The 12988-nt window shown below is 32.0% G+C and carries 15 protein-coding genes and 1 tRNA gene; 3 read left to right on the forward strand and 13 right to left on the reverse strand.

Going from position 1 to position 12988, the window contains the following annotated elements; all coding sequences use genetic code 11:
- The first annotated feature begins 43 nt into the window (after positions 1–43).
- Both LQ694_RS13180 and LQ694_RS13185 read left to right on the forward strand, forming a co-directional pair.
- Positions 44–664: a LexA family protein gene (locus LQ694_RS13180; protein WP_048542328.1), complete on the forward strand. Its 621-nt coding sequence runs from the start codon at positions 44–46 to the stop codon at positions 662–664.
- Positions 665–722: 58 nt separating this feature from the next.
- A complete protein-coding gene (locus LQ694_RS13185; protein WP_048542327.1) occupies positions 723–1694 on the forward strand; it encodes a DUF6414 family protein in 972 nt (323 codons plus the stop codon).
- Here the strand turns inward: LQ694_RS13185 and LQ694_RS13190 are convergent.
- Complete coding sequence (locus LQ694_RS13190; protein WP_048542325.1) at positions 1668–1856, reverse strand: hypothetical protein; 189 nt, start codon at positions 1854–1856, stop codon at positions 1668–1670. The two genes, LQ694_RS13185 and LQ694_RS13190, sit on opposite strands and share 27 nt — an antisense overlap.
- Positions 1857–2027: 171 nt before the next feature.
- On the opposite strand from LQ694_RS13190, the gene LQ694_RS13195 reads away from it, so the two are divergent.
- Positions 2028–3056 carry a tyrosine-type recombinase/integrase gene (locus LQ694_RS13195; protein ID WP_048542323.1) on the forward strand — a complete coding sequence of 343 codons (1029 nt, stop codon included), beginning with the start codon at positions 2028–2030 and terminating at the stop codon, positions 3054–3056.
- Positions 3057–3181: 125 nt separating this feature from the next.
- On the opposite strand, the gene LQ694_RS13200 is transcribed toward LQ694_RS13195, so the two are convergent.
- The 12 genes from LQ694_RS13200 to LQ694_RS13255 all read right to left on the reverse strand — a co-directional run bounded on the left by LQ694_RS13200 (position 3182) and on the right by LQ694_RS13255 (position 12910).
- A tRNA-Arg gene (locus LQ694_RS13200) sits at positions 3182–3255 on the reverse strand.
- A 122-nt stretch (positions 3256–3377) separates the two neighbouring features.
- Entirely contained in the window at positions 3378–3593 is a 216-nt protein-coding gene (locus LQ694_RS13205; protein ID WP_037587508.1) for a hypothetical protein, read from the reverse strand.
- 182 nt (positions 3594–3775) lie between these two features.
- Positions 3776–4282, reverse strand: coding sequence for a metallophosphoesterase family protein (locus tag LQ694_RS13210; protein WP_049319312.1), 507 nt, complete (start codon positions 4280–4282; stop codon positions 3776–3778).
- Entirely contained in the window at positions 4279–4863 is a 585-nt protein-coding gene (locus LQ694_RS13215) for an XTP/dITP diphosphatase (protein ID WP_048542319.1), read from the reverse strand. The genes LQ694_RS13210 and LQ694_RS13215 overlap by 4 nt, the downstream gene beginning before the upstream one ends.
- A 12-nt stretch (positions 4864–4875) precedes the next feature.
- The gene (gene racE, locus LQ694_RS13220; protein ID WP_049319314.1) at positions 4876–5673 is read right to left on the reverse strand and encodes a glutamate racemase; all 798 of its coding nucleotides are present in this window, start codon (positions 5671–5673) and stop codon (positions 4876–4878) included.
- Complete coding sequence (locus tag LQ694_RS13225) at positions 5670–6104, reverse strand: MarR family winged helix-turn-helix transcriptional regulator (RefSeq protein WP_049319315.1); 435 nt, start codon at positions 6102–6104, stop codon at positions 5670–5672. The genes racE and LQ694_RS13225 overlap by 4 nt, the downstream gene beginning before the upstream one ends.
- Positions 6105–6390: 286 nt before the next feature.
- The gene (gene sdhB, locus LQ694_RS13230) at positions 6391–7200 is read right to left on the reverse strand and encodes a succinate dehydrogenase iron-sulfur subunit (protein WP_196968177.1); all 810 of its coding nucleotides are present in this window, start codon (positions 7198–7200) and stop codon (positions 6391–6393) included.
- A 2-nt stretch (positions 7201–7202) separates the two neighbouring features.
- Positions 7203–8966, reverse strand: a complete 1764-nt coding sequence (gene sdhA, locus LQ694_RS13235) for a succinate dehydrogenase flavoprotein subunit (protein WP_231493025.1) — start codon at positions 8964–8966, stop codon at positions 7203–7205.
- A 32-nt stretch (positions 8967–8998) separates the two neighbouring features.
- Positions 8999–9610: a succinate dehydrogenase cytochrome b558 subunit gene (locus LQ694_RS13240; RefSeq protein WP_048542311.1), complete on the reverse strand. Its 612-nt coding sequence runs from the start codon at positions 9608–9610 to the stop codon at positions 8999–9001.
- A 195-nt stretch (positions 9611–9805) separates the two neighbouring features.
- Positions 9806–11587, reverse strand: a complete 1782-nt coding sequence (uvrC, locus tag LQ694_RS13245; protein WP_048542309.1) for an excinuclease ABC subunit UvrC — start codon at positions 11585–11587, stop codon at positions 9806–9808.
- 150 nt (positions 11588–11737) lie between these two features.
- Positions 11738–12052 carry a thioredoxin gene (trxA, locus tag LQ694_RS13250; RefSeq protein ID WP_025904628.1) on the reverse strand — a complete coding sequence of 105 codons (315 nt, stop codon included), beginning with the start codon at positions 12050–12052 and terminating at the stop codon, positions 11738–11740.
- Between the two features lie 111 nt (positions 12053–12163).
- The gene (locus LQ694_RS13255) at positions 12164–12910 is read right to left on the reverse strand and encodes an enoyl-CoA hydratase/isomerase family protein (RefSeq protein WP_048542307.1); all 747 of its coding nucleotides are present in this window, start codon (positions 12908–12910) and stop codon (positions 12164–12166) included.
- Positions 12911–12988 lie beyond the last annotated feature (78 nt).

The following is a 12988-nucleotide window of genomic DNA, read 5'->3' on the forward strand; positions in this document are numbered from 1 at the left end:
CTTATTATATATGTGCTATATTTATCTCAAGGAGTGATACTAAATGAGCAAAAACGTAATAGGAAAAAGGATAAAAGAACTAAGAAAACAAAAAAAATTAACTCAAACGGATTTAAGTAAATTAACTGGTTATAAACAAAATACTATTTCATCACATGAAAATGGAACTCGGGGATTAGATGAATTAGATATACTAAATTATTGCGAAGCTCTCGGTGTAACTCCGACAGATTTATTTCAAAAAGAACAACCTGTCGTAGAAACTATGCCAGTCAAGAAAATACCTGTCGTTTCAAAAATATCTGCTGGACTACCTTTATATTCAGAAGAAAATTTAATCGACTACATTTATTTTGCTACAGATAAAACGAATTCTAATAAAGAAAAATTTGCTTTAAAAGTAATTGGTGACAGTATGGATAAAATTTTTCAAGATGGTGATATTGTTGTGGTCGAAAAAGATTCCGTTGTAGAAAATGGACAATTGGGAGTCGTAATGGTGAATGGATACAATGCAACTGTTAAAAGAATTAGATATAACGGCGATCAAGTCATGCTAATACCCGAATCAAATAATCCCAATCATTACCCACAAGTGTATAATTCACAAGATGAAGTAAAAATTGTTGGTAAAGTGGTTGCTAGTCAAAGGATTTTTAAGTAGGGTTAACCATTCTAACAAATCTTAACTTATATAATTTTAAACAAAGGAGCAATGTAGAATGAAAGATTTTGTTTATTTAGATACTGATTCAATATCTAGTATCTCAGCACAATTATTTGAAGGTAATATATTAGAAATTATAGATGAGAAAGCTAAACAGACCGGTGATAATATCACTGATAATTATGGTAGCGACGATAAAAAAAGTAATTCTGTAAAGCTAGGTATCAGTAGTACTAATGTAAATGGATTAAATGAAAGTACCACACGCGAAGGTAAATCTATTGAATTTTTGAATAACGAAACATTTAAATTAGGTGTAAAAAAAGCTTATGATGATTTTCTTTATAATAAAGTTTATGATGAATTAAAACAAACAGGGGACATACACCAAATAAAAGATAGTAATCAATTTGATTTTGTTGAAATTGATGACAATTATAGCGTATTAGATATATATACATCATCTAAAATTTTTGATACTGATCTACTAAGACAAATGCCTTATGTTGACAATCGCTTTGAATTACCAAGTATCAAATCTTTAGAAGATAAATTCAAAAGTGCTAGTAAATACCTTGAAAATCCTGGATCAAATAAAAAACCACGTCATTTTCAAAATATCCATGAATTAGAACGATTTTATGAACACTTTAGCAATATGTCTTTATTAAAAACATTTAATGAAATGAGTAAACACTTAGCAACTGTCTTAGGGGATAAAATTATTTTAAATAAAGGGAACAGTATATTGATTGGAGAACGTGAAAATCTTCGTATACCTGGAGAAACATTATCCTTAGCTAATGAAGTACAACTAAAAGGTTTTGGTAGAAAGATAAGTAGAACAGCAGCACTTCATACAGTAACTGATTTTCAACACTCAGAATTTGATAAAGAAGAATTTCTTTCGAAAGGAACACAAGGTATGCTAATGATTTTTTTATCTTCAATATTAAACCTAAAAGAAAACGACACTTTCGAGATTATTCAACCTATTGGATTAGAATTCTCGAAAGTGCCTAGATAGTTCTTTTTCTACATGTTTTTGAACATCTGATTTTTTTGTATATCCTTGTTCATGTTCTCTAATTTTTTTCTGTGTTTCAATGTATCTTTCATGATGTGATTTTGACATATCAGTACGTTGTCTATTAATTTGTTTAATTCTATTTTTAACGACATTAAACATCAAATCACCCCTATTTTTTTAATGATTATAACATATTTTTTAATTTTACCCTACCAGCACGCTGATTATTTTTAGCAATAGGTGTGTGGTATTAAAACTATATTATTAGATATTGATGAATAAATAACACACCTCACACCTCGTGAGGTTTTCTTATAAGGAGTGATATATATGTCTATAAAAAAATACTGTAGTGGTAATTGGGGATATTATTTCGGTCATGAAGGAAAACGATATAGAAAACAGGGCTTTGCAACAAAACGCGAAGCAGTCGAAGCAGAAACTAAAGCAAAAAATGATTTAATAGACGGTTTTCAATTCGATAACAATATAACTTTATACGATTATTTCAAACAATGGTCAGAAACTTATAAAGAACCAAATGTTAGCGAAAGAACTTATGTTTCTTACACAACAATTATGAACCACTTAAAAAACCATTCTATAGGTAATACACCTTTAAAAGACATCACTAAATTGATGTACCAAAAATTTATAAATGAATTTGCTAAAACACATACAGACGAATCAGTTAGAAAATTAAACGGAAAGATAAGAAGTTCAATAGATGATGCTATATATGAAGGTATACTCAAAAAGAATTTCACTTATAAAATTAAGTATGTCGGCAAAAATGAATCACAGCAAGAGGAAGATAAATATATTACATTGAAACAATATTCTGATCTAAAGAAAGAGTTGAAAACAAAATACACTGACTCATCATTAGTATTATTCATTATGGTCGTTACAGGTTGTAGAATATCTGGCGCTATTAATTTGAAGTATGAATACTTAGATAGATTTAAAAGAACTATTTATATTAATGAACAGAAAACAACAACATCACCTAGAACTGTTGAAGTATCAAAACAAGACATGGACCATATTTATAAAGTATTAGAACAAAGACCAGTTGCAATGGACGGATATGTATTTAGTAATGGTATTAGTACCAATGCAGTAAACAAAGCTTTAAAAGGATACTGTGACCTATTAGGTATCAAACAAATAACTACTCATGCAATTAGACATACACATTGTTCATATCTATTATCAAAGAATGTTTCGATACATTATATTTCGAAAAGATTAGGTCATAAAAATATAAAAGTGACATTAGAAGTATACTCACATTTACTTGAAGAAAGTTTTGAAGAAGAGAATAAAAAAGCAATAAAAGCTTTATCAATTTTATAATCTCGTTGGCGTTACGTTGGCGTAAAAGTTCAAATACCACATATAACAGGGTACAACCATATATAAAGAAACCCCGTCATATCAAGGTTTTTGAACACCAGATACAACGGGATATTGGTAATTTACGTCCTGGGAGGGATTCGAACCCCCGACCGACGGCTTAGAAGGCCGTTGCTCTATCCAGCTGAGCTACCAGGACATTTTCAACACAAGAATAATTATATCGAATAGATACTGATTTATCAATACTTTTTAAAAAGAAAAAGGTTTATTAAATCGCTTTCGAAGTATTATTACACGTTTAGTTATTTTGTTTTACTTTTATTCGGTGATTACAATGTCATTAACTTTAACTGTATTGGCTTTTTCGGCTTTACACAAAGATTTATCTTCAAATATTTCTATAACACTCGCATGTACAAGTCCGTTTGCTGTTAATACATATATGTTTTCGTTCTTATGTAAGTCGTTATATTCGTTTTTGTTTATACAAAACTCATCATCATTAATAACTGATGTAACGTGTGTTCTGCCCATTTCTACCCCTCCTATGTATGATAACTTATTAGTTTTTACATAAAATTAACGACATTCATAATTATAAAACAATTTTTGTTTAATTGAAAGTTTATTCTAAATTTTTAATAAAATTGAGATATTCGTAAGAATATCTCAATAAATAAAATCTATTTGCCATTTTTGTTTTGCAAAATTTAAATTTAAATTGCTAATGATAATTTTTCTATTTCTTCATTATTTCTATTTAAATATGTTAAAGTTGCATTAATTAATGCTTCATCGAATTCGATGATTGCATATGTTTCTTCCCATTGTCCTCTTGTTTGAGAGATGCTTCCTGGGTTGATACAATAAACGCCATCTATTGTCTCACATAATGCAACATGACTATGTCCATAAAATGCAAATTTAGCATGATTATTTTTTGCATGGGCACTTAATACTTCTCTAGATGCTTTAATATCATATCTATGACCATGTGTATAGAAATAGCCAATACCTTCTATTTCACCTTGTTCTTCTATTGGAAATTGTGGATCGAAATCACAATTTCCTTTAACTCTTTGATACAAACTTAGTTCTGTATCGTTATAGTCGAATTCAGAATCACCTAGATGTAAAAATAAGTCTGCGTCTTTATTTTTTTCGTATATTTCATGAAGTATGCCTTGTTCGCCATGATTATCGCTAACAATTACCCATTTCATTGGAATCGCTCCCCTATATCTTCATTCATTAATTTAATTGCATTTCCACGGTGACTGATTGCACTTTTTTCTGCAGCAGTTAATTCTGCCATCGTTCTGTCTTGTGAAGGTACGAAGAAAATCGGGTCATAGCCAAATCCGTTTTCGCCTCGTGGTTCATCTATTATTTCACCAGGTGCTTTACCTACATATGTAACAGTTTCTTTTCCAGGCTCACTTACAGCAATTGCACAAACAAATTCTGCTGCTCTATCTTCTATACCCTTTAAGTTTGTTAATAATTTTTCTATATTATCTTGATCATTTTTTTGTGTACCTGCATATCTTGCTGAATAAATACCTGGCTCACCATTTAAAGCTTTTACAGATAGTCCACTATCATCTGCAATAACGATTTTATTTAATTGTTTTGAAGCCGCTTCTGCTTTCAAAATCGCATTCTCTTCGAATGTTGTACCCGTTTCTTCTACATCAAAATCTGGTGCAATTTCAGAAATACCTATAACATTTGCTTTTGGAAAAATTGTTTTAAAGTCATTTATCTTTCCTTGATTGTTTGATGCAATAATAATATCTTTCATATTTATCTCTCCTTACAATGTTATTCGTTCAACTTGAGCATCTGCTATATGTAGCCATTCTTTTATCGTTCTCGTGATATGTTCAACATCACCATTTGCAAAAAATTGATGTTTCGGATTTGGTGTATAATATGAATGCTCATTACTAAAAGTCAATAATGCACTTACTTCTCTTGCTGTTTCTAAACCTGAAGATATGATTGTCTTGCCATCATCAAAATATTGATGAATCGCATCGTATAATAATGGATAATGTGTACATCCTAATATAACTGTATCAGAATCATCATATCGCCACTGTTTAAGAGTTTGATGGATAACAATACTCGTAATCGTCGGATCTTTATATCTCATTTGTTCAACTAAAGGAACGAATCCCGGACAAGCAACGCCTTTAACTTCTACTTGAGGATTAATAGATTTGATACTTCGTCTATATGCTTCAGATTTAATTGTCCCTTCAGTACCTAGAACAAGTACGCGATTATTTTTAGTCGTCATAATTGCTGTTCTTGAACCCGGATCAATAACACCAATCACGGGTATTGATAACATTTCTTGTAAAGGTTTCAAAGCAACCGCAGTAGCTGTGTTACATGCGATGACTAACATTTTAATATCTTTTTCAACTAAAAAGTTAGCTAATTGAATTGTAAATGATTTAACTTCTTCTCTTGTTCTCGGGCCATATGGACACCTTCCAATATCACCTAAATAAAATATCGTCTCATTTGGCAATTGTCGCATGATTTCTTTAGCAACTGTTAAACCACCAATCCCTGAGTCGATTACGCCAATTGGTTTATTCATTCATCTTCACTTCGCATTCTTTTTAACATAATTTCTAACGCTTCTTTAAACTTTATTTTATCTTCATCTTCCATTATAGATAGAAGATCTTCAGTATAAATTTGTCTCGCTTGAACAACTTCGTCAATAAGTGCCGTGCCTTTTTCTAACAACTTGACGTGGAATACTCTTTTATCTTTCTCAGATTGAATACGTTGAACGAGTTCTTTTTTCTCAAGTTTATCTACAATATCTGTTGTTGTAGAATATGCTAAAAACAAACGTTTAGATAACTCACCAATTGTAATTTGATCATGCTCATTGAGCCATTGTAAAGCAATAAATTGAGGCGGTGTTATATCATAAACCTTTAACTGCCCTCTTGATTTTAATTTCGTTCTTTCTACTATATGTCTTAACGAATATTCAATCTGTTTTGTAATTTCTTCCATAGTTGTTTGTACCTCTTTTCTCATCAAACTTATATTAATAATAATAACACATACCCTTATATGCAGTTAATGAATTGGTCTTTATGTTATATAAATAAACAAATAAAAGGCCAAGACATAAAATTATGCCCCAGCCTCTTATAGTATTTTGGCAGTAGCTGACTGAACCCGAAATACGTTTGTACCAAGCTTTTTTTCAACACTAGTCATCCTTGCCGGGGCGAGACTACGAAATCTTTTTATACAAATTAGATTTCTGTCCCGCTCCCTCTTATTCATATCTTTATTAGTTTACTTCGTGATCTGAACCGAAGAATGATTTAAACATTTGGAAAGTAGCTTCTCTGTTCATCGCTGCGATTGATGTTGTTAAAGGAATACCTTTTGGACAAGCATTTACACAGTTTTGAGAACTACCACATTCTTGTATACCACCATCAGACATCAGTGCTTTAATACGTTCATCTTTAGTCATGCTTCCAGTTGGATGCAAGTTGAATAAACGAACTTGAGAAATTGCTTGAGCACCCATGAAATTATTATTCACGTTTACGTTCGGACAAACTTCTAAACACACACCACATGTCATACATTTAGAAAGTTCATATGCTGTTTGACGTTTCTTCTCAGGCATACGTGGCCCTGGTCCTAAGTCATAAGTACCATCAATTGGTACCCATGCTTTAACTTTTTTCAAGTTATCGAACATACGAGAACGGTCAACTTGTAAATCACGAATAACTGGGAAGGTCTTCATTGGTTCAAGTTTAATTGGTTGTTCCAATTGATCAATAATAGCTGAACATGATTGACGTGCTTTTCCGTTAATAACCATAGAACATGCACCACAAACTTCTTCAAGACAGTTCATATCCCAAGTTACTGGTGTCGTCTTCTCACCATTTGACTTAATCGGATTTCTTTGGATTTCCATTAAAGCTGCAATAACGTTCATATTTGGTCTATATGGAATTTCAAATTTTTCTTCATAAGGTTGAGATTTATCATTTTCTTGACGTTTGATAATGATAGAAATCGTTTTGTTTTCTTGGTTTTGACCTTGTGCATTGTTTTCAACTGTTTGAGTGTCTACCATAATTATTTACCTCCTTTAGATTTCTTAGAGTAATCACGTTTACGAGGTTTAATGTGACTAATATCCACTTCTTCATATGAAAATTCTGGTGCTTCTTTAGGTCCTCTATATTGAGCAATCGTTGTTTTTAACCACTCTTCATCATTACGGTCTGGGAATTCTGGTTTGTAATGCGCACCACGTGATTCGTTACGATTATAAGCACCAATCGTAATAACTCTTGCTAGTACTAACATATTCCATAATTGACGCGTAAAGAATACAGCTTGGTTACTCCAAGTAGATGTATCTTCCATATCAATATTTTGATATCTTTCCATCAACTCAACAATTTTCTTATCTGTTTCTAGAAGTTTATCATTATGACGAACAACTGTAACATTGGCAGTCATAATTTCTCCTAATTCTTTGTGTAACTTATATGCATTTTCTGTACCTTTAAGTTGTAATAAATGATCGAATTTTTCTTGTTCTTCATTTATGCGTTTTTGGAAAATTTCTTCATCTATTTCTGTATATGATCTTTCGATATCTTTAACATATTTAACCGCATTTGGTCCTGCAACCATACCACCATAAATAGCTGATAATAATGAGTTTGCACCTAATCTATTACCACCGTGTTGTGAATAGTCACATTCACCAGCAGCGAATAAACCTTTAATATTCGTCATTTGATCAAAGTCTACCCAGATACCGCCCATTGAATAATGAACTGCTGGGAAAATTTTCATTGGGACTTTACGAGGGTCGTCACCAGTGAATTTTTCATATATTTCTATTATACCACCAAGCTTAACATCTAACTCATGTGCATCTTTATGTGATAAATCAAGGTAAACCATGTTTTCACCGTTGATACCAAGTTTTTGGTTCACACAAACATCGAATATTTCACGAGTCGCAATATCACGAGGTACTAAGTTACCATAATCAGGATATTTTTCTTCTAAGAAATACCAAGGTTTCCCGTCTTTATACGTCCAAATACGTCCACCTTCACCACGAGCTGATTCACTCATTAATCTTAATTTATCATCACCAGGAATTGCAGTTGGATGAATTTGAATAAACTCACCATTTGCATATTTAGCACCTTGTTGATAAACAACTGAGGCTGCTGAACCTGTATTAATCATTGAGTTTGTAGATTTACCAAATATGATACCTGGTCCACCTGTTGCCATAATAACAGCATCTGAACCAAATGATTCGATTTTAGAGTTAGTTAAGTTTTGAGCGACAATACCGCGTGCAGCATCTTCCTCATCTTTAACTATCCCTAAAAATTCCCAACCTTCATATTTCGTAACTAAACCTTTTACTTCGAAACTTCTAACTTGTTCGTCTAATGCATATAATAATTGTTGTCCAGTTGTTGCACCTGCGAATGCAGTTCTATGATACAAAGTACCACCGAATCGACGGAAATCTAAAAGACCTTCTGGTGTACGGTTAAACATAACACCCATTCTGTCTAATAAATGTATGATACTAGGTGCTGCTGCAGTCATATTTTTTACAGGTGTTTGGTTAGCAAGGAAATCTCCACCATACACTGTGTCATCGAAGTGAATGTCAACAGAGTCACCTTCACCTTTAGTATTGACAGCTCCATTAATACCACCTTGAGCACAAACAGAGTGTGAACGTTTAACAGGAACTAATGAGAATAAATCAACTTGTGCACCTTGTTCAGCAGCTTTAATAGTTGCCATTAGTCCAGCTAAACCACCACCGACAACAATGATTTTGTTGTTTGCCATAAAAATTGTCACTCCCCTAAAAAGTATAAATCCTATACGAATGCAAAAATAGCTCTTAAGCCAATGATACTAATTACGATAAATACAAATAAAGTCACATAAGTCATAATACGTTGTGATTTTGGTGATTGTGTAATTCCCCAAGTGATGAAGAATGACCATAAACCATTTGAGAAATGGAATATAACACTTAATACACCAATAACATAAAGCGTTACAGAAATTGGATTAGATAAAATATCTGAAACCATATCAAAGTCAACGTGATGTCCTAATGCAGCTTGAATACGTGTTTGATATACATGAACAGCTATGAAAATAAATGATATGATACCAGTTATACGTTGTAATAAGAACATCCAGTTTCTAAATAGTGAATGTCTTCCTACGTTTTCTTTAGCTGTAAACGCTATGTATAATCCATAAATAGCGTGGAATAGTATAGGAATATAAATAACTACAACTTCTAATACAATTTTAAATGGTAAGTTCCACATAAAATCTGATGCTTTATTAAAAGCCTCTGGACTTATCGTTGCAAAATGGTTAATAACCAAATGCTGAATTAAGAATATTCCTATAGGAATTACACCTAATAATGAATGAATACGACGTAAAATAAACTGTTTTTCGCTTGACGCCAAAAGAAGTCCCCCCTAACTTTAATCTATGGCCCTATCGTTATATTAAGAACATAATAATCTGAAAACGATTACATACATCCCAAAAAAAATTCGATGAGCATTTACATGTATATTGTAACATCATTAAGTATGAATTTGGGCATGAGAATTATTCTCACACCCAAATATATAGATTTTTTGTTGTAATTTTACCATTTATTTACTAAGCTTATCTACTAGGTTTTGAGCAACCTTTTTAGGAACACCAATTTTCACAAAATCCTCTAAATGTGCTTCTCGCATTTTTTTAATTGAACCGAAATGTTTTAATAAGGTTTGTTTACGTTTTGGTCCAATACCTTCTATTTCATCTAAAGCTGACTTAAGTGTTGTTTTTTGTCGTGTTGATCTATGGAAACTAATTGCAAATCGGTGTACTTCATCTTGAATTCGTTGAAGTAAATAGAATTCTTGTGAATTTTTCTTTAGTGGTATAATTTCAGCTTGTAATCCATACAATAATTCTGAGGTTTGGTGTTTATCATTTTTACTTAGCCCTGCAATGGGTATATCAAGTCCTAGTTCATTTTCTAATACATCTCTAACTGAAGACATATGACCTTTACCACCATCGACAATAATCAAATCAGGTATTGGTAGACCTTCTTTTAATACTCTTGTGTATCTTCTTCGAACTGCTTCTTGCATAGACTTGTAATCATCTGGCCCTTTAACGGATTTAATTTTATATTTACGATAGTCTTTTTTACTTGGTTTACCATCCACAAAAGCAATCATAACAGAGACTGGATCCACACCTTGAATATTAGAATTATCAAATGCTTCAATTCTAATCGGTGTTTGAATACCCATTGCCTCACCTAAGTTCTCGATAGCTTTGACAGTTCTAGATTCATCTTTCGCAATTAATTCGAATTTATTTTTAAGTGAGATGCTCGCATTTTTTATAGCAAGATCCACCATTTCTTTCTTCTGACCTCTTTTAGGCTGAATCACTCTTGAATCAACAACTGATTCAACTGTTTTTATATCTAAATTCTTCGGGATATGAATTTCTTTTGGTGTTAAATGTTGGTTTAAAGAATAGAATTGACCGATAAATGTATAGAATTCTTCTTCTGCTGTTTGAATAATGGGTATCATAGATGCTTGTCTTTCAATTAGTTTGCCTTGTCTAATAAAGAATACTTGAATACACATCCACCCTTTATCTACAGAATAGCCAAATATATCTCTCATCGTCATGTCCGCTGACATCATATTTTGTTTATAATTTAACATTTCAATATGTTGTATTAAATCACGGTATTCTTTTGCTTCCTCAAACTTCAATGCTTCACTCGCTTGATTCATCTTCTCGTTCAAATCATTGACAATCGTTTTGTCATCGCCATTTAGAAAATCAGTAATTTCTTTAATCATCGTTTGATACTGACTTTGTTCGACTGGATATACACAAGGTCCTAAACATTGTCCAATATGATAATACAGGCATACTTTATTTGGCATTGTGACACATTTTCTTAATGGATAAATTCTATCTAGTAATTTTTTCGTTTCATGTGCAGCATAAGCATTTGGGTATGGTCCGAAGTATTTACCCGAATCTTTTTTTACAGTTCTCGTCACGATAAGTCTAGGGTGTTTTTCTTTTGTAATTTTTATAAATGGATAACTTTTGTCATCTTTTAATAATATATTGTAGCGTGGCTGATGTTTTTTGATTAAATTAAGTTCAAGTAATAAAGATTCTATTTCACTTGAAGTCACGATAAATTCAAAATCTCTAATCTCACCTACGAGCCGAGTTGTCTTTTCATCATGTGCACCTGTGAAATAGCTGCGAACTCTGTTTCTTAATCGTTTAGCTTTTCCAACATATATAACCGTTTGTTGTCTATCTTTCATGATGTAACATCCAGGCTCCGTTGGTAATACATCAAGTTTTTGCTTAATTTTCTTTTGGTAGTCTTCCACCTTTATCACCTACCTTTTTAAATTCATTATATCAATAAAATTTACATTGACCAAAACATACGTTCTATATAAATATCTATCATCACACAAAAACTGCCTACAAAGTCATATGCTTTGTAGACAGTTTGGATTAATCATAGGTTATAACGATTAATAATGTTTAGATAATACTTGTTCTAGTTGTTCTTTAGGTTGGAAACCTACTACTTTATCTACAGCTTCGCCATCTTTAAATACGATTAAAGTTGGGATACTCATAACTTCATATTTAGCTGCTGTTGCTTGGTTTTCATCTACGTCTAATTTAACGATGTTAGCTTTACCTTCAACGTCTTTAGCTAAATCTTCTAATACTGGCGCGATCATTTTACAAGGTCCACACCATGGTGCCCAGAAGTCCACTAAACTAACGCCTTCTTTGATTTGTTCATCGAAATTTGCATCTGTTGCTTTTAATAATGCCATTGGAAAAATCCTCCTTGTTAACTTATGATAATGAGAGTATAGCACGCTTTATTTTGCAATGCATGTTGTTTGCTCAAAGTGTATTGTACTTGATATGAACTATATTAGCAATCACTTAAATTCAGGTTTTCTTTTGTTCATAAATGCATCAATACCTTCTTTTGCATTGTCACTTTCAATAATATCAACGAAATGTCTTTCTTCAATTTGATCACTTTCTAATGATAAATCTAAATTAGACATTTGCTTGATGACTTTAATAGAGTCTAAAGATTTAGAAGCGATAGTATTAGCTAATTTTTCAGTAGCCTGTTCTAGTGCTTCTTTATCTTCTACTATTTCATTAAATAAATGTTTAACTTCATCTAAATTGATATTCTCACCTGTTAACGCAGCTTGTAATGCTTTATGTTGACCTACCATAGCTGATAATCGTCTAACACCACCAAAGCCTGGGAATATACCTAAATTAATTTCAGGTAATCCTACTTTTGTATCTTTCGTGATTAATCTCATATCACATGCTAAAGCAAGTTCAAAGCCACCGCCTAAACAAACACCATGAATTGAACTAATAACTGGCTTATGACATGTCTTAATCAATCTAAATAATTTAGCACTTGTAGAAGCTAAATCTAATCTTTCATGTTTAGTTAGTTCTGGGAATGATTTAATATCTGCACCTGCAGAGAAACATTTTTCATTACCCTTTATAACGATGACTTTCACATCTTCATCGAATCCTTCTGTTTCAATTGCTTCAATAATGCTATTTAATACTGCCTCATTTAAAGCATTTACCGGGCCATGATTTAATTGTATATAAAGAACGTGGTTTTCAACATTTGTATTTATCAAGAAAATTCCTCCTTATAAAAATATTAAGTATGCAATACCTGCTATAAATGTTAAAGCAGAAATAACGAGTAATACTTT

This window comes from Mammaliicoccus sp. P-M58, from assembly GCF_022386165.1.
Classification (GTDB): Bacteria; Bacillota; Bacilli; order Staphylococcales; family Staphylococcaceae; genus Mammaliicoccus; species Mammaliicoccus sciuri.